Annotated in this window: 19 protein-coding genes; 5 read left to right on the forward strand and 14 right to left on the reverse strand. The window is 73.1% G+C overall.

Annotated elements, in window-relative coordinates:
• Positions 1-36 precede the first annotated feature (36 nt).
• The 6 genes from ACIRB4_RS09565 to ACIRB4_RS09590 all read right to left on the reverse strand — a co-directional run bounded on the left by ACIRB4_RS09565 (position 37) and on the right by ACIRB4_RS09590 (position 5539).
• Positions 37-579, reverse strand: coding sequence for a hypothetical protein (locus ACIRB4_RS09565; RefSeq protein WP_403289516.1), 543 nt, complete (start codon positions 577-579; stop codon positions 37-39).
• A gap of 19 nt (positions 580-598) precedes the next feature.
• Positions 599-1021, reverse strand: coding sequence for a hypothetical protein (locus ACIRB4_RS09570; RefSeq protein ID WP_403289677.1), 423 nt, complete (start codon positions 1019-1021; stop codon positions 599-601).
• A gap of 106 nt (positions 1022-1127) precedes the next feature.
• Positions 1128-2576 (reverse strand): peptidoglycan D,D-transpeptidase FtsI family protein, encoded by a 1449-nt coding sequence (locus tag ACIRB4_RS09575; RefSeq protein ID WP_403289518.1) that lies wholly within the window; start codon positions 2574-2576, stop codon positions 1128-1130.
• 85 nt (positions 2577-2661) lie between these two features.
• Positions 2662-3276 (reverse strand): response regulator, encoded by a 615-nt coding sequence (locus tag ACIRB4_RS09580; RefSeq protein WP_403289678.1) that lies wholly within the window; start codon positions 3274-3276, stop codon positions 2662-2664.
• 29 nt (positions 3277-3305) lie between these two features.
• Positions 3306-4550, reverse strand: a complete 1245-nt coding sequence (locus tag ACIRB4_RS09585; RefSeq protein WP_403289520.1) for a sensor histidine kinase — start codon at positions 4548-4550, stop codon at positions 3306-3308.
• Entirely contained in the window at positions 4547-5539 is a 993-nt protein-coding gene (locus ACIRB4_RS09590) for a hypothetical protein (RefSeq protein WP_403289521.1), read from the reverse strand. The genes ACIRB4_RS09585 and ACIRB4_RS09590 overlap by 4 nt, the downstream gene beginning before the upstream one ends.
• Positions 5540-5701: 162 nt before the next feature.
• Here ACIRB4_RS09590 and ACIRB4_RS09595 point away from each other — a divergent pair, with 162 nt between their 5' ends.
• On the forward strand, positions 5702-6196 hold the full coding sequence (locus ACIRB4_RS09595) for a cupin domain-containing protein (RefSeq protein ID WP_403289522.1): 495 nt from the start codon (positions 5702-5704) through the stop codon (positions 6194-6196).
• A gap of 32 nt (positions 6197-6228) precedes the next feature.
• Here ACIRB4_RS09595 and ACIRB4_RS09600 read toward each other — a convergent pair whose 3' ends face one another.
• Positions 6229-6999, reverse strand: coding sequence for an IclR family transcriptional regulator (locus tag ACIRB4_RS09600; RefSeq protein WP_403289524.1), 771 nt, complete (start codon positions 6997-6999; stop codon positions 6229-6231).
• A gap of 117 nt (positions 7000-7116) precedes the next feature.
• Here ACIRB4_RS09600 and ACIRB4_RS09605 point away from each other — a divergent pair, with 117 nt between their 5' ends.
• Both ACIRB4_RS09605 and ACIRB4_RS09610 read left to right on the forward strand, forming a co-directional pair.
• A complete protein-coding gene (locus tag ACIRB4_RS09605; RefSeq protein WP_403289525.1) occupies positions 7117-8613 on the forward strand; it encodes an aldehyde dehydrogenase family protein in 1497 nt (498 codons plus the stop codon).
• 70 nt (positions 8614-8683) lie between these two features.
• Positions 8684-9739 carry an aminotransferase class V-fold PLP-dependent enzyme gene (locus ACIRB4_RS09610; RefSeq protein WP_403289527.1) on the forward strand — a complete coding sequence of 352 codons (1056 nt, stop codon included), beginning with the start codon at positions 8684-8686 and terminating at the stop codon, positions 9737-9739.
• 107 nt (positions 9740-9846) lie between these two features.
• On the opposite strand, the gene thpD is transcribed toward ACIRB4_RS09610, so the two are convergent.
• The 5 genes from thpD to ACIRB4_RS09635 form a co-directional block, all read right to left on the reverse strand.
• Entirely contained in the window at positions 9847-10734 is an 888-nt protein-coding gene (gene thpD, locus ACIRB4_RS09615) for an ectoine hydroxylase (protein ID WP_403289529.1), read from the reverse strand.
• 2 nt (positions 10735-10736) lie between these two features.
• Positions 10737-11135, reverse strand: coding sequence for an ectoine synthase (locus ACIRB4_RS09620; RefSeq protein ID WP_403289530.1), 399 nt, complete (start codon positions 11133-11135; stop codon positions 10737-10739).
• Positions 11136-11167: 32 nt separating this feature from the next.
• Positions 11168-12436: a diaminobutyrate--2-oxoglutarate transaminase gene (gene ectB, locus ACIRB4_RS09625; protein WP_403289531.1), complete on the reverse strand. Its 1269-nt coding sequence runs from the start codon at positions 12434-12436 to the stop codon at positions 11168-11170.
• Entirely contained in the window at positions 12433-12924 is a 492-nt protein-coding gene (gene ectA, locus ACIRB4_RS09630) for a diaminobutyrate acetyltransferase (protein WP_403289532.1), read from the reverse strand. Before ectA ends, ectB begins: the two co-directional genes overlap by 4 nt.
• Positions 12925-13381: 457 nt before the next feature.
• Positions 13382-14482, reverse strand: a complete 1101-nt coding sequence (locus ACIRB4_RS09635) for a pyridoxal-phosphate-dependent aminotransferase family protein (RefSeq protein WP_403289680.1) — start codon at positions 14480-14482, stop codon at positions 13382-13384.
• A gap of 229 nt (positions 14483-14711) precedes the next feature.
• Here ACIRB4_RS09635 and ACIRB4_RS09640 point away from each other — a divergent pair, with 229 nt between their 5' ends.
• Complete coding sequence (locus ACIRB4_RS09640; protein ID WP_403289534.1) at positions 14712-15806, forward strand: amidohydrolase family protein; 1095 nt, start codon at positions 14712-14714, stop codon at positions 15804-15806.
• Positions 15807-15899: 93 nt separating this feature from the next.
• Here ACIRB4_RS09640 and ACIRB4_RS09645 read toward each other — a convergent pair whose 3' ends face one another.
• Complete coding sequence (locus ACIRB4_RS09645; RefSeq protein ID WP_403289535.1) at positions 15900-16466, reverse strand: GNAT family N-acetyltransferase; 567 nt, start codon at positions 16464-16466, stop codon at positions 15900-15902.
• Positions 16453-19167: a penicillin acylase family protein gene (locus ACIRB4_RS09650; RefSeq protein ID WP_403289681.1), complete on the reverse strand. Its 2715-nt coding sequence runs from the start codon at positions 19165-19167 to the stop codon at positions 16453-16455. Before ACIRB4_RS09650 ends, ACIRB4_RS09645 begins: the two co-directional genes overlap by 14 nt.
• A gap of 417 nt (positions 19168-19584) precedes the next feature.
• Here ACIRB4_RS09650 and ACIRB4_RS09655 point away from each other — a divergent pair, with 417 nt between their 5' ends.
• Positions 19585-20541 carry an SCO1860 family LAETG-anchored protein gene (locus ACIRB4_RS09655; protein ID WP_403289536.1) on the forward strand — a complete coding sequence of 319 codons (957 nt, stop codon included), beginning with the start codon at positions 19585-19587 and terminating at the stop codon, positions 20539-20541.
• The last annotated feature ends 103 nt before the right edge of the window (positions 20542-20644 follow it).

The following is a 20644-nucleotide window of genomic DNA, read 5'->3' on the forward strand; positions in this document are numbered from 1 at the left end:
CCCCGCCACCAGGCCCGCGACGACCGAGCCCGCGCCTTACCGCGTACAGCACGCCCGCGTACGCCGGGTCGTGGCCAAGGCCCCGGTCCACCACGGCGTAGACCGCCGCCCCGTTGAGACCGGCGAGGAACATGGTGAACGCGCCAGCCAGGACCAGCGGGCGCAGCACCGGTGAGGCGCGGATCGTCCGCATCCCCTCCGCCGTGGAGCGGAGCCGGCGCGCCGACCTCCCCGGCCCCGGGCGCCCAAGCTCCCGCCCCGGCGGGCCGGCTTCTCCTCCCGTACCCGCATCGACGCGAACCCCCCGGCCGCGACCGCGAACGTCGCCGCGTCGAGCAGCGCCACAGGGCCGCCGCCATCACGGGCGAAGAGACCGGCCGCCACCAGCGGGGCGACCAGTTTCATGCCCTCGTCGGCCGTCATCCGCAGCCCGTTGAAGTCCGCCAGCCACCGCCTGTCCAGCGCGCTCGCGGCGAGCGCCGCCTCCGCCGCCTCGTGGACGACGCCCTGGACGCCGTACACCACGAGCACCGCGAACAGCAGCCAGTCCCGGTCCGCGGAGTCCACCCACAGCAGCACCGGAGATCGGTCACTTGACCTACCTGACGCCGTCGGCCCCGGGGACGGCGTGCCGCCGGGCGCCATCCCGTCCGGACCGGTTCTCGTACCGGAGGGCCCCAGCCGTCGCCAGTGCGCCCAGGCCCTCCCAGAGGCCGACGCCGAGGAAGCCGGCCGGGGCGCGGCCCGTGACGACCGCGAGGGTGAAGACCGTGCAGGTGAGCAGACGGAAGGGGACCGTCCAGCGGAAGAAGGGCTTCCAGTCGGCGAGGGAGGCGAGGACGTAGTAGACGCCCATATTGAGCGCGGCCATGGAGGAGGCCGTCAGGAGGACCAGGGTGTGGTCCCCCTCCGCGCGGCTCGCGTCGGGGAGCGGTGCGAAGCCCATGGCCGTGAGCATGACGTCCGGGGCGAGGAGCCCCACCACCCCCATGGCCGCCGCGAGCAGCCCGAAGACGGCCATGGTCCAGCCGGAGAGGGAACGGGGCAGTCGCACGGCGGTCCTCCGCGGGATCGAAACTATGCTCGGATCTTGAGTGACCCTGCATACCGTGCCACGGGCCCCGCCGTCACTGCAGCGCCGCCTTCATCATCTTCCGCGCCACCGGGGCCGCCAGCCCGTTGCCGCTGACCTCCGAGCGGGCCGCGCCCGAGTCCTCGATCATGACGGCGACCGCGACCTCCTTCCCGGTGTCCGGGTCCTTGGCGTAGGACGTGAACCAGGCGTACGGCGTCTTGCTGTTGTTCTCGCCGTGCTGCGCGGTGCCCGTCTTGCCGCCCACCTCCGCGCCGTCGAGGGCCGCGTTCGTGCCGGTGCCCTCCTCCACCACGGTCACCATGGCGCTGCGCAGCTGCTCCGCCGTCGAGGAGGAGACCACGCGCCGGGTGTCCCCGTCCTTCGCGGACTCCAGGGTGTCGCCGTCGGAGTCGACGACCTGGGAGACCATGTGCGGGGACGCCATGAGCCCGTCATTCGCGATCGCCGCGGACACCATGGCCATCTGGAGCGGAGTGGCGGTCACATCGAACTGGCCGATACCGGTCAGCGCCGTCTGCGCCTTGTCCATGCCGGACGGGTACACGCTCGCGTAGGCGCGTACGGGCACGTCCTGCTCGGCGTCGTTGAAGCCGAACTTTTCCGCCATCGCCTTCACCTTGTCCTGGCCGAGGTCGACGGCCATCTTGGCGAAGACGTTGTTGCAGGAGTACCGCAGCGCCGTGCGGATGGTGGCGTTCTCGCAGGGCGCGGACGCGTTCTCGTTCTTCAGCACGGTCCGCGTGTCCGGCAGCGTGTACGGATCGGGGCTGGCGGTCGCCGTGTCCACCGAGCCGTACAGCCCGTCCTCCAGGGCCGCCGCCGCGACGACCAGCTTGAACGTCGAGCCGGGCGGGAGCGGCTGCCGCAGCGCCCGGTTGACCAGCGGCTTGTCCTCGTCACCGGTCAGCTCCCGCCACGCGGAGCCGTCCGTGAGACCGGCGATCTTCGACGGGTCGTACGACGGGGTGGAGACCAGACCGAGGATCCGTCCGGTCTTCGGGTCGAGGGCGACGGCGGCGCCCTTCTTCTCGCCGAGCGCCTCGTAGGCGGCCCTCTGGACGTCCGGGTCGATCGTGGTCAGGACGTCGCCCGGCTCCTGCTGCCTGCCGGTGAGGGCGTCCAGCGGATTCTTCAGCCGGGTGTCGGTGCCGTCCAGGACATCGGCGTAGATGCCCTCCAGCTGGGTGGCGCCGTACGCTTGCGAGCTGTAGCCGGTGACGGCCGCGTAGAGCTCGCCGTCCGTGTAGTCGCGCTTGTACGCGAGGTCGGTCCCCTCCGTCTTCTTCGAACCGGTGACCGGCGAACCGGCCACGATGATGTCCCCGAGCGGCTGCGCGTACCGCGCCATGACCTTCCGCCGGTTGTTCTTGTCGTCCGCGAGGGCCTTGCCTTCGTACGCCTGCACCCAGGTCGCCCGGCCCAGCAGGGCGAGCACCAGGAGCAGCGCGAAGACCGAGGCGCGCCTGATCGTCTTGTTCATCCCCTAGCGGGACGAACGAAGGGGCGGCGACCGTTCCGGATGTGTCCCGTTTCTCAGGAAACGTTCATGCGCCGGCGCGGCCGGGTCAGCGCGGGGTGATGAACCCCGATTCGTACGCCGTGATCACCGCCTGCGTGCGGTCGCGGGCGCCGGTCTTCGCCAGGACCGCCGCCACATGGGTCTTGACCGTGGCCGGACCGACGCCCATGCGGGCGGCGATCTCCGCGTTCGTCAGGCCCGCCGCCACCAGGCGCAGCGCCTCCGCCTCGCGCTCGGTGAGCCGGGCCACCCAGGGCGCCGCCGGCGGGCGGCGGCGGGCGTGCTCGGCCGCCAGGCCGCGTACCGCCGCCGGATAGAGCAGGGACTCGCTGCGCGCCACCAGCCGCACCGCGCCCACCAGCTCCTCCGCCGCCGCCCGCTTCAGCAGGAACCCGGCCGCTCCCGCCCGCAGCGCGTCGTACACGTACGCGTCGTTCTCGAAGGTCGTCACCACCACGATCCGCGGCGGTTCCGGCATGCCCGCGAGGATCTGCTCGGTCGCCCGGATCCCGTCGATCTCCGGCATCCGTACGTCCATCAGCACCACGTCCGGCCGCAGCCCGCGCACCACCGACACCGCCTCGGCGCCGGTGGACGCCTCGCCGACGACCGTCAGGTCCGGCTCCGCGTCCAGGATGACCCGCAGGGCGGTGCGCACCATCCGCTCGTCGTCGGCGAGCACGATCCTGATCACCGTCGGCCTCCCAGGGGCAGCCGGACCGCGAGCCGCCAGACGCCGTCCGCCGGGCCCGCCTCGGCCGTGCCGCCGAGCAGGCGGGCCCGTTCGGCGATGCCGCGCAGGCCGCGTCCCCCGTCGGGCCGGACCACCGGCGCGCGGCCGGGCAGCGGATTCTCCATCGTGATCTCCAGCTCCTCGTCGTGCAGTCGGACGCGCGCGGTCACGCGCTCGCCGCCCGCGTACCGGGCCGCGTTCGTCAGACCCTCCTGGACGATGCGGTACGCCTCCCGCGACACCGCGTCCGGTACGCGCTCCAGCTCCCCGGTCACCGTCAGCTGCGCCCGACCCCCCACCGCCTTGACCAGCGCGTCCAGCGAGGCCAGGTCCGGGCCCGGCAGCCCGCCGTCGGCCCCGTCGTCGCCCTGGCGCAACAGGCCGAGCACCGCGTCCAGTTCACCGACCGTGCGCCGGGTGGTCTCCTCGATCGCGGCCAGTGCCTCCCGTACGAACTCCGGGTCGGAGTCCAGGACCCTGCGGGCGGCGCCCGCCTGGAGGGTGACCGCGCTCAGCGCGTGGCCGACGGAGTCGTGCAGTTCGCGGGCGAGCCGGTTGCGGACGGCCAGCTCGGCGGCGCGCCGTTCGGCCGCCGCCAGCCGGTCCGTCCGGCTCGGGCCGAGCAGCCGCGGTGCCTGCCGGGCGAGGAACGCCCCCGCGCCCGCCGCGACGGCGGCCAGGACGACCAGCATCAGCAGGCCCGCCGGAACGTACAGCCACAGCGCCCACGTCCGGTCGAGCCCCCAGAACGAGGCCAGTTCGGACCGTCGCAGCCCGGCCGAGAACGGCAGGACCATCAGCGTCACCGCGAACGGCGGCAGCGCCAGGGTCGCGCCGCTGACCAGGGCGCCGATGCCCAGATGGAGCGTGAACCAGCCCGCCGTCCGCGCCTTGGCGTCCCGGCCCCTCGCGGGGCCGTCCGCGAGCGCGTCCGGCGCGACGCCGCACAGCGCCCGCGCCGCCGCCACGGACATCGGCCGGGTCAGCGGGAAGAGCGAGGTGAGCGCCGCCAGCGGCAGACCGATCGCGTACGCGCCGAAGTGCGGGGTCACGGCGGCGGAGAACATCGACGTGCCGGTGAGCGGCCCCATGATCACGGTGCCGACCAGCCAGTACGGCATGAACAGCGCGCCGCCCAGGATCAGATGGACCCACCGGAGCCTGACCCGCTGCCCCGTCGGCAGCGCGAGCGGCCGCCTCACGCGCTCGCGCTCCGGCGGCGCAGGAAGACGGCCAGACAGCCCGCCAGCAGGAATCCGGTGATCATTTCCCCAGCGTAGGCCAGCCGCATCAGCCCTGTGTGCGCCTCGACCGGATCGGTTCCCGGCAGGAGCGACACCAGGGTCATGTACGCGCCCCAGCAGCCCAGAGCCCCCGAACCGACCCAGCCGGCCGCCAGCACCGTACGGACCGGGAGGGCGCGCGCCCGCTGGAACACCAGCAGCAGGACGGGGACGACGGCGACGGCGGCGAAGAAGAGGCGCGTCCACTCCAGGACGAAGAAGTCGGAGGTGCGCTCGGCGACGCGGGCCGCCGCGAGGCCGGTCGTCGAACCGAGGGCCCACATCACGTGCGGCACTGCGGCCACGACGGCGAGCAGGGCGGCGACCGCGGCCGTGATCCGCGCTCCGGTGCCGGAGCAGCGGGCGGGCAGATCGCCGAGGGCGCCGCGCCACAGATGGCCCCAGCGGTCCCGGGTGTAGAGGAAGAACAGCGCGCCGAGAGCGATTCCCTGGACGATGAAGCCGCCGTAGACGACGCCGAAGACCCACTCGTCGAGGAACGGCCTGCCACCGGCGGCGTGCCGCTGCGGGCCGGTGAACACGGAGGTGGCCAACTGCGCCGGGAAGCCGATCACGATCGGGGCCAGCAGTCCGGTCGCGGCCCACATCGGGACCGCGAGCAGCCACGCCCTGACGCGCAGGCCCCAGGGCTGGGTGAGCAGCAGGGCGAGGACCACGACCAGGGCGTCCGCCACGACGGAGACGGAGTTGGCGACGATCATCAGCGCCCGGTGGTCGAGGAGGACACTGCCGGCCGGGATGCCGATCTCGCCGCCCGCCACCCAGGCGATCTTGAGGGTGATGTAGGGCAGGCAGGCCACCTGGGCGAGGGTGCGCAGGATCCGGCGGGCGGTGCTCGGCCGGGTGGCGGCGGGCGCCGGGGCGGGGAGGTGAGCGGTCTGTGTCATGGCTCCACGCTGTCGCGCGACCCACCCCTCCCACCTCCTGCCGGGCGGTGAACCGCCTCCGCCGCACGGCGGAGAAGCGCCTCCACCCAGCTGAATTGACCCATGTTTTCAGCTGGGGAATGCACCCTGCCTCAGGTCACCAGGGCCCATAGGGTGATCTTCATGAACACGACGCAGACCTTCGCCCCGCTCCTCACCCGTGCCGCCGACGCCGAGACCACCGCCGATCCCAGCAGCGTGATGACCCTCCTCGCCGACTCCGACACCACCGGCGGTCTGCTCACCAGCTACCGCTCGTCCTTCGCGAAGGGCGCGGTCGGCGCCCCGGCGCACTTCCACACCAAGGCGTCGGAGATGTTCTTCGTGCTCGGCGGCTCGCTCCAGGTCCTGGTCGGCGAGGAGCTGACCGTCCTGGAGAGCGGCGACTTCCTGCTGGTGCCGCCGCACACCCCGCACGCCTTCGCGGCCGCGCCGGGGGCCGAGGCGGACGTGCTGTTCGTCTTCACGCCGGGCATGGCCCGGTTCGACTATCTGCGGCTGCTCGGCCGGGTGATGCGCGGCGAGGCGAGCTTCGAGGAGATCAAGGAGTCCTCGGAGCGCTTCGACAACCACTATGTCGACAGCCCGGTGTGGCAGGCGGCCCTGGCCGAGCGGTGACCCACGGCGACGCGCCCGACGGGCCGGCCCCTTCAGAGCCGCCTGGTCGCCAGCGTCAGCCGGTCGCGCGCGTCGAACAGCGCGTCTTTGATCATCTGCTCGTGTCCAGGGGTGAGCCGGGCCACCGGCACCGAGCAGCTGATCGCGTCCCGCGCCGGGGTCCGGTACGGGATCGCGATGCCGAAGCAGCGCAGCCCGAGGGTGTTCTCCTCGCGGTCCACCGCGTACCCCTGCTCGCGGATGAGGTGCAGCTCCTCGATGAGCTTCTCGCGGTCGGTGAGAGTGTGCTCGGTCAGCGCCGGCAGCGTCTCCGGGAGCATCTTCCGCACCTGCTCGTCGCTGTACGTGGCGAGCAGCGCCTTGCCCAGCGAGGTCGAGTGGGCGGGCAGCCGGCGGCCGACCCGGGTGAAGGGCCGCAGATAGTGCTGGGACTGACGGGTCGCCAGATAGACCACGTTGGTGCCGTCGAGCCGCGCCAGGTGGATCGTCTCCGTGGTGTCGTCGGAGAGCCGGTCCAGGGTGGGACGGGCGGCGGCCACCACCTCGTCGCCGTCGATGTACGAGGTGCCGACCAGCAGGGCCCGGACGCCGATCCCGTACCGCGTGCCGGTCGCGTCGGTCTCCACCCAGCCCAGCTCGACCAGGGTGCGCAGCAGCATGTAGAGACTGGACTTGGGGTAGCCGACCGCCTCCTGGACGGCGGCGAGCGAGTGCATTCCGGGCCGCCCGGCGAAGTACTCGAGCAGTTCCACCGTCCGTACAGCGGACTTGACCTGTGACCCACCCGTGTCGGCCGTCGACATCACGTCGCCCCTCTCGTCGCCGCCCCTTGTGGAGACAGCCCGCCCGTCAATAGAGTCCCATTCAGCTACAGGAACTGTGTTCAGAATAGCGAACAGCTCGTGAAGAGGGGCGTGTCGGTGGCGGCTGAATCAGTGTGGAGTGTGGACCCCCGGACGGGGAAGCCGCGCGAGCAGGTTGCGGTGGAAGCCACAGCGAACGAGGTCGACCAGGCCGTACGTGCCGCGTACGCCGCCCGGGACGCGCTCGCCGACCGTACGGCGCGGGCCGCCCTGCTCCGTACCGCCGCCGACCTCCTCGACGAGGCCGCCGCGCACGTCATCGAGGCGGCCGACGCCGAGACGGCCCTCGGCCCGGTCCGGCTCACGGGCGAACTCGCCCGCACGACCGCGCAGTTGCGCTCCTTCGCGGACGTCGTCGACGAGGGCTCCTTCCTCGACGTACGCATCGACCTGCCCGACCCGACCACGACGCCGCCCACCCCGGACCTGCGCCGCTGGAAGATCCCGCTCGGCGTCGTCGCCGTCTACGCGGCCAGCAACTTCCCGCTCGCCTTCTCCGTCCCGGGCGGTGACACGGCGAGCGCCCTGGCGGCCGGCTGCCCCGTCGTGATCAAGGCCCACCCCGATCACCCGGCCACCTCCGAGCTCTGCGCCTCCCTGCTGCGCAGGGCCGCCGCCAGGACCGGACTTCCCGAGGACGTCGTCGTCCTCGTCCACGGCTTCGACGCGGGCGTGGAGCTCGTCCGCCACCCGCTCGTCGCGGCGGCCGGCTTCACCGGTTCGGTACGCGGCGGACGCGCGCTCTTCGACGCGGCGGCCGCCCGGCCCGCCCCCATCCCCTTCCACGGCGAGCTCGGCTCGCTCAACCCCGTCGTGATCACGGAGGCGGCGGCGCGCGAGCGGGCCGAGGAGATCGGGGCCGGACTCGCGGGCTCCATGACCCTCGGCAAGGGCCAGTTCTGCACCAAGCCCGGCTTCGTCCTCGCGCCGCGGGGCGAAGCGGGCGACGGCGTCGTCGGGTCGCTGACGGCGGCCGTCAGCGAGACGGAGCCGGGCGTCATGCTCGACCACCGGATGCGCGACGCCTTCGTCACCGGCGTCCGGGAGCGGGCCGGACTGCCCGGCGTGGCCGCACCGGTCACCCCGGGCGCGGGCGGCGAGCACACGGTCAGCGCGGGCGTCCTGACCGTCGACGCGGAGGCCCTGCTCAAGGGCGGTCACGAACTGCTCCTGGAGGAGTGCTTCGGCCCCGTCACCGTGATCGCCCGGTACGCCTCCCGGGAGGAGATCAGCGAGGTCCTCTCCCTGCTGCCCGGCAACCTCACGGCCACCCTGCAGATCGCGGACGGCGACGACCCGGACGCCCCCGGCCTCCTCGCCGAACTCACCCCGCTGGCCGGACGCGTCCTGGTCAACGGCTGGCCGACCGGCGTGGCGGTCGCGGGCGCCCAGCACCACGGCGGGCCGTACCCCGCCACCACCTCCACCTCCACCTCGGTCGGCGCGACCGCGATCGAGCGCTGGCTGCGCCCGGTCACGTACCAGTCGACCCCGCAGCACCTGCTCCCGCCGGAACTGCGCGACGACAACCCGCTGGGCGTCCCGCGCCGCTGAGCGCCGCCGGGGCACTCCCCTTGATCACGCGTCGTTGACGTGAGGTCGAGGGGAACCCAGGCTGGGGCCCATGGAACTCTCGCACCCCCTCGGCACCGCCGAGTTCGCGCCGAAGCAGACCTATCTGAACACCTCCGCCTGCGGGTTGCTGCCGCGCAGAACCATCGAGGCGATCACGCTCCTCGCCGAGGAGACCGCGGCCGGCCGCCCCGACGGCGCGGGCAGCTTCGACATCGTCGACGAGGCCCGCGCCCGCTTCGCCCGGATCGCCGGTGTCCGCCCGGACCGGGTCGCCGTCGGCAGCTCCGTCTCGGTCCATGTCGGGATGATCGCCCAGTCGATGCCGACCGGGGCCGAGATCCTCTTCCCCGAGGGCGACTTCAGCTCCGTCATCACCCCGTTCACCGTGCGCGGCGACCTCAAGACGCGTTTCGTGCCGCTGGAGCGGCTCGCGGAGTCCGTCCGGCCGGAGACCGCGCTCGTCGCCTTCTCCTGCGTGCAGTCGGCGGACGGCCGGACGGCCGATCTGGCGGCGATACGGGCTGCGGCGGCCGCGCACGGGGCCCGGACGCTGCTCGACGCCACCCAGTCGGCGGGGTGGCTGCCGCTGCGGGCGGGGGAGTGGGACTACACCGTGTCCGGCGGCTACAAGTTCCTGCTCTGCCCGCGCGGGGCGTCGTTCCTCACGGTCACGGAGGAGGCGCAGGACTCCCTGCTGCCGATCCACGCGGGCTGGGTCACGGGCGAGGAGATGTGGGTCAACAGCTACGGCCCGGTCCGTGAACTGGCCCGCTCCGCACGGCGGTTCGACGAGCCCGCGGCCTTCCTCTCGTACCACGGCGCCGCGCGTTCGCTGGCGCTGCTCGAAGAGATCGGCATCGAGCGGATCGAGGTCCACGTCAAGGCGCTCGCGGCCCGCTTCCGGGACGGGCTCACCGCCCTGGGGCACACGCCCGTCGCGGACGTCTCCGCGGTCGTCGCGGTCCCCGGCCTCGGGGACCGCCAGGACGCGCTGCGGGAGGCCGGCGTCCTGATGTCCGCCCGCGCGGGCAACCTGCGCGCCTCCTTCCACCTGTACAACGGCACGGCGGACGTGGACCGCGCCCTGGAGGTCCTGGGCGGCTGACACCGGCAGGGCGTGGCGCGCGGACGCCCCCGGACGCCAGGCCGCGGCCTGATGTTCGGGGGCGTGTCCGGGGGTCCGGCGACGGGCGGGCCAGGGGCCCGTGCTCGTCACCGTACCGGGGTGAAGTCCCTCGCCCCGATGAACTCCGGCCGCCGCACGGGCGCCGCGAACGGCTCCACCGCCGCGTTCTCCACGCTGTTGAAGACGATGAAGACGTTGCTGCGCGGATACGGCGTGATGTTGTCGCCCGAGCCGTGCATGGCGTTGCAGTCGAACCAGGTCGCCGACCCCGCCCGGCCGGTGAACAGCCGGATGCCGTGCGCGTCCGCGAGGCTGGTCAGCGCCTCGTCCGACGGGGTGCCCGCGTCCTGCATCTGGAGCGAGCGCTTGTAGTTGTCCTTCGGGGTGGCGCCCGCGCAGCCGAGGAACGTCCGGTGCGACCCCGGCATGATCATCAGACCGCCGTTGGTGTCGTGGTTCTCGGTCAGCGCGATCGACACGGACACCGTCCGCATCCTCGGCAGCCCGTCCTCCGCGTGCCAGGTCTCGAAGTCCGAGTGCCAGTAGAACCCGGAGGCGCCGAAGCCCGGCTTCACGTTGATCCGCGACTGGTGGACGTACACGTCCGAGCCGAGGATCTCGCGGGCCCGGCCCACCACCCGCTCGTCGCGTACGAGCCGGGCGAAGGCCTCGCTGATCCGGTGCACCTCGAAGACCGAGCGCACGGAGCCGGACTTCGGCTCGATGATCGCGCGCTCGTCGGCCCGTACGGCGGGATCGGCGATCAGCCGGTCGAGCTCCTGCTTGTAGACGGCCACTTCGGCGTCGGTCAGCAGGTCCGGCTCGGCGAGGAAGCCGTCCCGTTCGTACGACTCCAGGTGCGGGTCGGCGGGCCCCCAGACCACAGGGTCCCGGCGGGGCGTGAGCACCTCGGAGGTGCCGCGCGTCGGGTAGAGGTCGGTCAGGTGCGTGCTGTTGGTGAGTACGTCGGTCATGATCAGGCCTCCTCCGTGAGCAGGGGGTACACCCCGTTCTCGTCGTGGTCCTCCCGTCCGGTGACGGGCGGGTTGAAGACGCAGACGCACCGGAAGTCGGTCTTCGGGCGCATGGTGTGCCGCTCATGGCCGTCGAGCAGGTACATCGTGCCGGGCTCGATCCAGTGCGTCTCGCCGGTCTCGTCGTTCGTCAGCTCGGCCTCGCCCTCGACACAGAGGACGGCCTCGATGTGGTTGGCGTACCACATGGACGTCTCCGTGCCCGCGTACAGCACGGTCTCGTGGAGGGAGAAGCCGGCCTTCTCCTTGGCGAGGAGGATCCGCTTGCTCTCCCAGGTGCCGGACTTGGCCCTGACGTGGCGGTCGGTGTTCTCGATGTCCTTGAACGATCGGACGATCACGGTGATGCGACTCCCTTGGGTGTACGGGTGGTTCAGACGGTCTCGTGGACCGCGCGGGACAGCGTGCGCAGCCCCTCGTCCAGCTCCTCGGGCGTGATGGTGAGCGACGGCAGCATCTTCACGACCTGGCTCTCGGGGCCCGAGGTCTCCAGGAGGAGGCCCAGCTCGAAGGCGCGGGCGCAGACCTTCGCCGCCCTCGTCCGGTCCGCGAACTCCAGGCCCCACACCAGGCCGCGGCCCCGGTAGTGGGCGCCGTCGGCGGAGTTCTCCTCGCAGATCGCGAGAAGCGCCTGCTCGACCTGCTCGCCGCGCGCCAGCGTCTGCTTCTCCATCTGGCCGTCGGCCCAGTAGGCGTCGAGCGCGGCGGTGGCGGTGACGAAGGCCGGGTTGTTGCCGCGGAACGTGCCGTTGTGCTCGCCGGGCTCCCACAGGTCCAGCTCCGGCCGGAACAGGCAGAGCGACATGGGCAGGCCGTACCCGCTGATCGACTTCGACAGCGTGACGATGTCGGGGGTGATGCCGGCCTCCTCGAAGGAGAAGAACGCGCCGGTGCGCCCGCAGCCCATCTGGATGTCGTCGACGATCAGCAGCATGTCCTGGCGCTTGCACAGGTCGGCGAGGGCGCGCAGCCACTCGCTCCTGGCGACGTTGATGCCGCCCTCGCCCTGGACCGTCTCCACGATCACGGCGGCGGGCTTGTTGAGCCCGGAGCCCTGGTCCTCCAGGAGCCGCTCGAACCAGAGGAAGTCCGGGACCCGCCCGTCGAGGTAGTGGTCGAACGGCATCGGGGTGCCGTGCACCAGCGGGATACCGGCGCCGGCCCGCTTGAAGGCGTTGCCGGTGACGGCGAGCGAACCGAGCGACATCCCGTGGAAGGCGTTGGTGAAGGAGACCACGGATTCACGGCCCTTCACCTTCCGGGCCAGTTTCAGCGCGGCCTCCACCGCGTTGGTGCCGGTCGGCCCCGGGAACATCACCTTGTACGGCAGCGAGCGCGGCTCCAGGACGACCTCCTGGAAGGTCTCCAGGAAGGCGCGCTTGGCGGTGGTCGCCATGTCGAGGCCGTGGGTGATGCCGTCGCGCTCCAGATAGTCGATCAGGGCGCGTTTCAGTACGGGATTGTTGTGGCCGTAGTTGAGGGAACCGGCGCCGGCGAAGAAGTCGAGGTAGTCGCGGCCGTTCTCGTCGACGAGGCGGGCGCCCTGGGCGCGGTCGAAAACGGTGGGCCAGCCGCGGCAGTAGCTGCGCACCTCCGACTCCAGGGTCTCGAAGACGCTCAGGGCGGGCGGGGCGATGGTCACAGCGATTCTCCTGTGGGCTGGAAGGGTCCGATGCGGTACAGGACTTCGGGCTGGTGGCCGGTGCCGTCGGGGAAGAGGTTCCCGTCGAAGAGGACCTCGCGCTCCAGGTGGAGCCCGTGGCGCCGGGCGTAGGAGGTGAACAGCCGGTCCGATGCGGTGTTGTCCGGCGTGACGGTCGTCTCGACGGCGTCGGGGGTCGTCCGCACGGTCAGCGCGTCCAGGAGCACCCCGGCCAGGCCCCGCCCCTGGTGCGCGTCGTCGACGGCGATCTGCCAGACGACGAGGGTGCCGGGGCGGTCGGGCCGCAGATATCCGGTGACGAAGGCGATCGGCTCCCCGTCGGCGTCGCGCGCGACCAGTGACGTGGCGGCGAAGTCGCGGCACCACAGCAGATAGCTGTACGAGGAGTTCAGGTCCAGTACCTCGGAATCGCGGGCGATACGCCAGATCGCGGCTCCGTCCTCCACTCGTGGGCTTTCTACGGTCATGGCTGCTTGTGCGGCGGTCATGCGGAGGGAATTTACCGAGCTAAATTCTGAATTGCATGTCCCGGAGGGGTGTGCAGCGGCGTCGGAATATGTTATCCGCGCGAGCGCGAGGAGCGGTGGATTTGCCCGTAAATACCCAGGCAAAACGGGCGCGATGTGGAGTCGATCACACGGTCGAGAACTCCGTGGAACGCTGACGAAACCTTGGTGTTTGCGATCCGGAAAACGGGGCAGAAGAGGCCAGGAGAAGACAAGGGAATTCGCTTGGGAAATGTCTTTTGTATTTCGCGGTTCCGGAGACCGGGAAAGAGAAATGCCGCGACCGGTGCTGCGGTCGCGGCATTTCGCGGAGTGGCCGGGAGGGGGCTGGGGCTCGGCGGGGCCGGGCTCCGCTCGGGCGGGCTCGGCTCGGGCGGGCTCGGCTCGGGCGGGCTCGGCTCGGGCGGGCTCGGCGTGGTTACCCCAGGATCTCGGTCACCGCGCGACCCGCGCCCTCCACGTCGACGGGCCGGCCCGTCTCGGTGAGCGCCGCGCCCAGGGCCGCGAGGGAGGACCGCACCACGTCCGGAGTCGCGTACGACCCGTAGTGGTTGACCCGGACCATCTCCTTCGACAGCGCCCCGCCGCCCGCGATCAGCGGCAGCGACGGGTCCGCGGCCAGCGCCTTCGCCACCAGCTCGGAGGCGTCCACCCCCGCCGGGGAACGCAGCGTCGTCGCGACCGGAGCGGCGTCCCGCGCCTCGTACACATACGGTTCGAGCCCCCCGCCCAGGGCCAGCGCGCCCGCCCGGGTCGCGGCCGCCGCCACGGCGTGCCGGGCCATCAGCCCGTCCAGGCCCTCGGCCTCGATCCGCTCCAGGCACGCCTCCAGGGCCAGCATCTCCAGCTGCGCCGGAGCGTGCGGCAGCGCCTTGCGGCCGGCGTCGATCCACCGCTCCTTCCAGTCGAGGAGAGAGAGGTACGAGCGGCGCGGCGCCCGCGGATTCGCGGCGAACCGCTCCCAGGCGCGCTCGCTGACCGAGACCGCCGAGACACCCGCCGGGCCGCCCATCGCCTTCTGCGCGCCGATGATGCACAGGTCGACGCCCCAGGCGTCGGGCAGCACCGGCTCGGCGCCGACCGACGCCACCGCGTCGAGGTAGAACAGGGCGCCGTGCGCCCGCACGACCTCGCCGATCTCCGCGACCGGGTTGGTGTTGCCGGTCGCCGCCTCGGCGTGGACCAGCGACACGAAGTCGATCGCGGGGTGCTCGGCGAGCGCCCGCTCCACCTGCGCGGCCGTCACGGCCGTGTGGAAGGGGACCGCCAGGTCCACGACGGTCGCCCCGCAGTCGCGCAGCCAGTCGCCGAAGGTCTGCCCGTAGGGGCCGGTGACGATGTTCAGCGCGGTCGAGCCCGGTCGCGCCCCGCTGCGGATGCAGCCCTCCAGGGGCAGCAGCGCCTCGCCCTGGGTGATCACCACGTCCTGCTCGGTGGAGAGCAGCGCGGCGACCCGCCGCTCGATGGACGCGAAGTGCGCGGCGGTCAGCGGGGCCAGGTCCAGAAGCGGATGGGTCACGGTCACGGCGGTGCCTTCTTCGACTCGGTTCGGTGCGGGTGGAGCGGACGCGGCCCGGCGGGCGGAGCGGACGCCGGCGCTCACGGTGAGGCCGCTGAGCGGCATCGGATCAGGGTACCGAGAGGGGCCCCGGCGCCCGGGGGCGCGGCCACGACCTAGTACGGAGCCGCCGTGGGGGAGTGACGGGCGCGGCTCCCGGCGGCCCGCCCGCCCCTCGTACAGTGCAGGCATGAGCGATCACGTGGTGCTGCATGTGAAGGGGCGGGTGCTCGTCGGCCCGGAGGACGTACGGGACGAACTGTGGGCCGTCGACGGCCGGATCACCTTCGAGCGCCCGCCGGCGCGACCGGACGACGTCCTGACCGTGACCGGCTGGGCCCTGCCCGGCCTCGTCGACGCGCACTGCCACGTGGGGCTCGACCGGCACGGCCCCGTCGACGACGCCACGAGCGAGAAGCAGGCGCTGACCGACCGCGACGCGGGCACGCTCCTGATCCGCGACGCCGGTTCGCCCTCCGACACACGCTGGATCGACGCCCGCGACGACCTCCCGAAGATCATCCGCGCGGGCCGCCACATCGCCCGCACCCGCCGCTACATCCGCAACTACGCCCATGAGATCGAGCCGTCCGACCTGGTGGCGTACGTCGGCCGGGAGGCCCGGCGCGGTGACGGCTGGGTCAAGCTGGTCGGGGACTGGATCGACCGCGAGGAAGGCGACCTGACCGCCTGCTGGCCGCGCGCCGAGGTCGAGGCGGCGATCGCGGAGGCGCACCGCCTCGGGGCACGGGTCACGGCGCACTGCTTCGCCGAGGACTCGCTGCGGGACCTGGTGGAGGCGGGCATCGACTGCATCGAGCACGCCACCGGCCTGACCGAGGAGACGATCCCGCTCTTCGCGGAGCGGGGCGTCGCGATCGTTCCGACGCTCGTCAACATCGCCACGTTCCCGCGGCTCGCGGACGGCGGCGAGGAGAAGTTCCCGCGCTGGTCGGCGCATATGCGACGGCTGTACGAGCGCCGGTACGACACCGTCCGCTCGGCGTACGACGCGGGCGTCCCGGTCTTCGTCGGCACGGACGCGGGCGGCTCCCTGGCCCACGGCCTGGTCGCGGCGGAGGTCGAGGAGCTGGTCAAGGCCGGTATCCCGCCGATCGAGGCCCTCTCGGCGACCGCCTGGGGAGCACGGTCCTGGCTGGGGCGCCCCTCACTGGACGAGGGCGCCCCGGCGGACCTGGTCGTCTACGACGACGACCCGCGCGCGGACGTCCGCGTCCTGGCGGCGCCGCGGCGGGTGATCGTCAACGGGCGGGTGATCGACTGAGACGGGCCGCCCGCCGGGCGGGGCGGACGACCACGGGTGGGGCCGAGGGGGCCGGGCGGCCGGGTGACGGGAAACGCCCTCCGGTGATCGGTGCTAGCGGGAGAGGAACGCCAGCCGGGCCTTCTTCTCCGGGATGAAGACCTCGGGCAGGTCCACCTCCGGCAGCACCACCTCCGGGCCGAGTTCGAACCCGGCCCGCACCAGCCGGGCGATCGCCTTCTCGTTGGCGGCGTCGGGCTCGGCGACCACCCGGGCGCGGCCGGTCAGGGCGAAGTCGATCAGGGCGGTGAGCAGGCCGCCGGAGAATCCCGGCTCCGGGGCGGCGGTCGGCGCGACCAGCAGATGGACGCCGATGTCGCCGGGCAGCACGTCGTAGCACTCGCCGACCCGGTCGGCCTCGGGGTCGTACGTCTGGAAGAGCGCGACCGGCTCGCCGTTCCGCCGGGCGAGGTAGCCGTGGTGCGTGGTGAGGGAGTCCAGGTGCGCGTAGACGTCCCGCACCTGCTCGACGGTGGTTCCGCCCATGCCCCAGAACCGGGCCCGGTCCTCGTTGACCCAGCCGTGGAGGAGGGCTGCGTCGCGGTCGGGGTCGACGCGGTCGATCGTGACGGTGCCGAAGCCCTCGACGGTCTGGACGTGGACGGGCTCAGTGGTCGTCATGGGGGAGCTCCTTGGTGAGGTGGTGCCAGTCGGTGGTGACGGGGGCGAGCTCGCCCCGCAGCCACAGCGGGAGTTGGTCGCGGTGGTGGGGGTCGCCGTCGACGCCGGAGGCGCCGAAGGGCACGACCCAGAGGCTGTTGTCGCGGTCGGCGAGGTCCCAGACGTAGCGCGCGGCCGAGGCGCGGGCGCTGCGGTCGGTGAACCCGGGCACGCTGGACGTGGACAGCACGCAGTCGTGGTCCCCGTCGAGGCCGGGCCATTGGGCGTCGTCCGGATCGGGCAGCGCCTGCCAGGGCGCGAGGCGGTGCGTCACGCCCCAGGCGGGTGGCTCCTCACCGGCGGCGACCTCTTCGAGCGCTTCCCGGACGATCTCCGCGATGTCCTCGGCCGGCACGGGGCCGGAGACGAGCAGCGTCTCCAGCGCGAACGCCACCCGGGGGCCGAGCGCGAGCCACGGCTGGAACAGGGCGGGGTACGGAGCCGGCTCCCGCAGGGCCTCGAAGGCGGGATGCGCGGCGACCCGCCGCACGACGGCCCCGCGAACGGCGGCGTACAGCCCGGCGTCCCGGCTCTCGCCCCGCATCCGCCGATCCCACGCCAGCAACCGTGCCCGCACGAGCGCGGCCCGGGGGGACAGCCCCGGCGCTTCGCGCCCCGCCACCGCCGTGGAGGCTGCCGTTGGGGCTGCGCACCCGGCGCGGGCCGCGGCCGGTCCGGCGCCTGTTGGGGTCCCGGACTCGTCGCGGGGCGCGGCCGCGTCGGCCCGCGTGCTGGCCTCGGAATCGGTGCCGGGGGCGGCGGCCGGGCCGGCGGCGGCTGCTGGGGCGCTGGATTCGATGCGGGGGGCGGCTGGGCCGGCGCCTGCCGGGGCTCCGGTATCGGTGCCGGGGGCGGTGGGGTCTGCCACCGCAGGGGCCCCGGAGTCGGCACCGTGGGCGGCCGGACCGGCCGCCACTCGCGCCACGGGCTCGGTGCCGGAGCGTGCCGGTGCCACCGGCTCGGCCTCATGCGGGGCCCCGGGGATGCCGGCCTTCGCGGCGCCGCCGGGCACCGGACCCGGCTCATCGCCGGTCGCGCCCGTGGCGCGGATCGCCGCGAGCAGGCGTGCCGCCGAGGGGTTGTCGGTGTCGGTGTGGACCGAGGCCATCGCCTCCGGGGTCCACTCCGTGGACTGCGCGAGCAGCGCGTCGATACGGGCCGCCCGGTGCGGCGGCGCGAACTCCACGCCGAGCGGGGCCGCGAGGCCCCGGGCGTTGGCCATGACGGCGTGGCCGTCGACGTCGGCTCGCGGCATCGGGGCGGATCCGTCGCGCCACGCGTGGCCGGATTCCCAGGCGGGCACCACCCGCAGGGAGTTGGCGCGGTCCCGGACGGGCACATGCCCCGCGACCCGGTGCAGAAGCCCACCGGCGGTGTCGGCGGCCTGAAGGACGTTGACGGGCTCGACCCATCCGTCGACGGCGCGGTCCACGTCCGCGACGGTCCGCGCGGCGAGCAGCTCCGGCAGCACCCGGAAGCCGAGCTCACCGGTCACCCGAGGCGGGTACCGCAGACTGATCCCCTCCCAAGAGCGCCCGGCGCCGGAACCGGCCCCGATGCCGGCCACGCCCGGGTCCGTGCCTGCCCCGGCCTCCGCAACGAGGCCGTTCCCGCCCTCGGCGGCGTGCCCGTGGTCAGCCGCGCCCGGGCGGGCGCCCGGCTCGGTCCCCGCCCCGGCCTCCGTGACGACGCCGTCCCCGCCCCCGGCGGCCTGCCCGGCCGCGCACGGTCCGATGCCAGGCACTCCCCGCCCGGCGAACCCCCCGGTCACCTCCGTGATGATCACCGGCCCCCGGGCCGTCTCGATCACCTCGATCTCGACCGGCTCCGCGTCCGCCACCTCCACCGTCTCGGTGTGGACCGACGCCGGGTGCCAGCCGTCCGGGCCGAGCGCCTCCACGCCGCCGTCGGCGGTCCGGCGCAGGCGCTCCCGGTACAGGTCCTGGTAGTCCGCCATCGCGTTGGTGATCGCCCAGGCCACCCCGCCCGTGTGGCCGAAGTGGGCGAGGCCCGGCACGCCCGGGACGGCGAGGCCGACCACGTCGTACTCGGGGCAGGCGAGCCTGATCTGCTGGTAGACCCCGGGCGCCTCGATGAAGCGGTGCGGGTCGCCCGCCACGATGGCGGACCCGCCGGCCGTGCGGGCGCCGGAGACCACCCAGCCGTTGGAGCCCGCCGTCCCCGGCCCGTCCGTGGCGAACAGCTCGACCCACTCCTCACCGAGCCGCCGCGCGACCTCCTCGCGCCACAGCTTCGTCGGGAAGCCCGCGAAGAGAATGTGGGTGGACAGCCAGACGGCCAGCGGCGTCCACGGCTCCCAGCGGCCCGGGACGAGCCCCGTCGCCGCGAACTCGGGTGCTCGCCGGGCCCCTTCCGGCAGACCCTCGTTGACCCCGTCCACGTACGCCCGCACCCACCGCGCCGTCCCCTCGTCCTCGCGGTCGAGCCGGTCGAAACAGCGGCGCGCGGTGTCGGCCAGGCGCGCCTGGCGGGCGAAGGTGTCCCATCCCACCTCGGCCGCCCCGAGGAACGCCGCCGTGGCCCCCTGCGCCCGGTGCCGCTCGACCTCCAGCTGCCAGGCCCGGTCCCGCGCGGTCACGCGCCCCTGCGCGCGAGCGAGTTCGCCGGGGTCGGCGGCGCGCAGATGCGGGACGCCCCACATGTCCCGAAAGACCTCGATGCCCACTCCGACCCCGATCTCGTCCACTACTTCTTAGGTTAGGTTGCCCTAACCTACTACAGCAGCGCGAGGGGCCCGCGCCGCCCGCGGACCCCCTCCCGGGCGGGCGGCCGGTTGACAATCCGTTACCTCACGGCGACGCACCTCGTTGAATTGCTCCTCTGGTGCGGCGCGTACACCCACAGGGGTGCGACGCGCGGGGCTCAGGGGAACGCCTGTGCCGAAAGAATCGAATACGCACACAGAAACCCCCCTTTCGAGTGAACTCACCTCAGGTGTCTGTCGGTTCACTCTCCGTACGTAAAGATTCCGGTGTCTCAAGTCACCGACTCCGCACCGGCCACATGTCCCCGTGGTGAGCGGACGGCGACGCCATGTCTCCTGTGGGGGTTCCACACCTTGAACAGCAACACCTTCCGCATGCCCGTACGCCGTACCGCCGCCGCCGCGACCGTCGTCGCGCTGGCCGTCGGACCCGTGGTCCTCGCGGCTCCCGCGGCGCACGCCACGGGCGGCGAAGGACGCGCCACCGCCGCCGTCCTGCGGACCGGCCTCGACGTCTCCCTGCTCAACTCCGTGCACGTGCCCCTGAGGGCCTCCCTCAACGACGTCCAGGCACCGGCCGACGCGGACAGGACGGCGCTCACCGTGACGCTCGACGGCGTGGAGCAGGGAAGGCCGGTCAACGTCCTGCGCGCCGACGTGGCGACCGCCCGCGCGACCGTGGACGGCACGAGGGCCGAGGGCCGCACCCACCTCGTCAAGGCGCGGGTCCACGTGCCCGGCCTTCCGGCGCTCGCCCTGATCGAGGTGGAGAAGGTCACGTCCAAGGCGGTCTGCGAGGCGGGCAAGCGGCCCGTGGCCGAGTCCAACGTGCTCGGGCATGTGAGGGTCCTCGGCAAGAGGATCACGCTCTCCTCCGCCGGACGGACCGAGGTCACCGTGCCCGGGGTCGGCAAGGTCACCCTGGACCTGTCGCGGACGGCCACGACCTCACGCACCGCGGCGGCCACCGCCCTCGAACTGAAGGTCGCCGTCAACCCGCTCGACCTGAACGTGGCGAAGGTGACCGGCACGGTCACCCTCGCCGAAGCCACCTGCGAGACCCCGAAGGGCACCCGGCCCACCGAGAAGCCCACGGACCGGCCCACCGAGAAGCCCACGAAGGAGCCCTCCGGCCGGCCCACCGACGGCGGCGGCGTCGAAACCCAGAACGGCGGCTCGACCCCGACCGATCAGAACCTCGCCGAGACCGGCGGCAGCTCGACGACCCCGTACCTCGCGGGCGGCGCCGCCCTCCTGCTCGGCGTCGGCGGCGGCGCCCTCGTACTGGCGCGGATCCGCGCCCGCGGCTGACCGACCCGAGGGGGGCCTCAGGGGAAGAGGGAAGGGGAGGGCGGCGCCGACGGCACCGCCCTCCCGCCGCCCAAGAGCTCGACGCCAAGAACTCCCCTACGGG

Source organism: Streptomyces sp. NPDC093600, from assembly GCF_044764755.1.
GTDB lineage: Bacteria > Actinomycetota > Actinomycetes > Streptomycetales > Streptomycetaceae > Streptomyces.

Excerpts from the sequence above, each read along its gene's own strand:
- ACIRB4_RS09570 (WP_403289677.1), bottom strand. The coding sequence starts at position 1,021 with ATGGCCGTCTTCGGGCTGCTCGCGGCGGCCATGGGGGTGGTGGGGCTC.
- ACIRB4_RS09575 (WP_403289518.1), bottom strand. The coding sequence starts at position 2,576 with ATGAACAAGACGATCAGGCGCGCCTCGGTCTTCGCGCTGCTCCTGGTG.
- ACIRB4_RS09580 (WP_403289678.1), bottom strand. The coding sequence starts at position 3,276 with ATGGTGCGCACCGCCCTGCGGGTCATCCTGGACGCGGAGCCGGACCTG.
- ACIRB4_RS09590 (WP_403289521.1), bottom strand. The coding sequence starts at position 5,539 with ATGACACAGACCGCTCACCTCCCCGCCCCGGCGCCCGCCGCCACCCGG.
- ACIRB4_RS09595 (WP_403289522.1), top strand. The coding sequence starts at position 5,702 with ATGAACACGACGCAGACCTTCGCCCCGCTCCTCACCCGTGCCGCCGAC.
- ACIRB4_RS09600 (WP_403289524.1), bottom strand. The coding sequence starts at position 6,999 with ATGTCGACGGCCGACACGGGTGGGTCACAGGTCAAGTCCGCTGTACGG.
- ACIRB4_RS09610 (WP_403289527.1), top strand. The coding sequence starts at position 8,684 with ATGGAACTCTCGCACCCCCTCGGCACCGCCGAGTTCGCGCCGAAGCAG.
- thpD (WP_403289529.1), bottom strand. The coding sequence starts at position 10,734 with ATGACCGACGTACTCACCAACAGCACGCACCTGACCGACCTCTACCCG.
- ectA (WP_403289532.1), bottom strand. The coding sequence starts at position 12,924 with ATGACCGTAGAAAGCCCACGAGTGGAGGACGGAGCCGCGATCTGGCGT.
- ACIRB4_RS09640 (WP_403289534.1), top strand. The coding sequence starts at position 14,712 with ATGAGCGATCACGTGGTGCTGCATGTGAAGGGGCGGGTGCTCGTCGGC.
- ACIRB4_RS09645 (WP_403289535.1), bottom strand. The coding sequence starts at position 16,466 with ATGACGACCACTGAGCCCGTCCACGTCCAGACCGTCGAGGGCTTCGGC.
- ACIRB4_RS09650 (WP_403289681.1), bottom strand. The coding sequence starts at position 19,167 with ATGTGGGGCGTCCCGCATCTGCGCGCCGCCGACCCCGGCGAACTCGCT.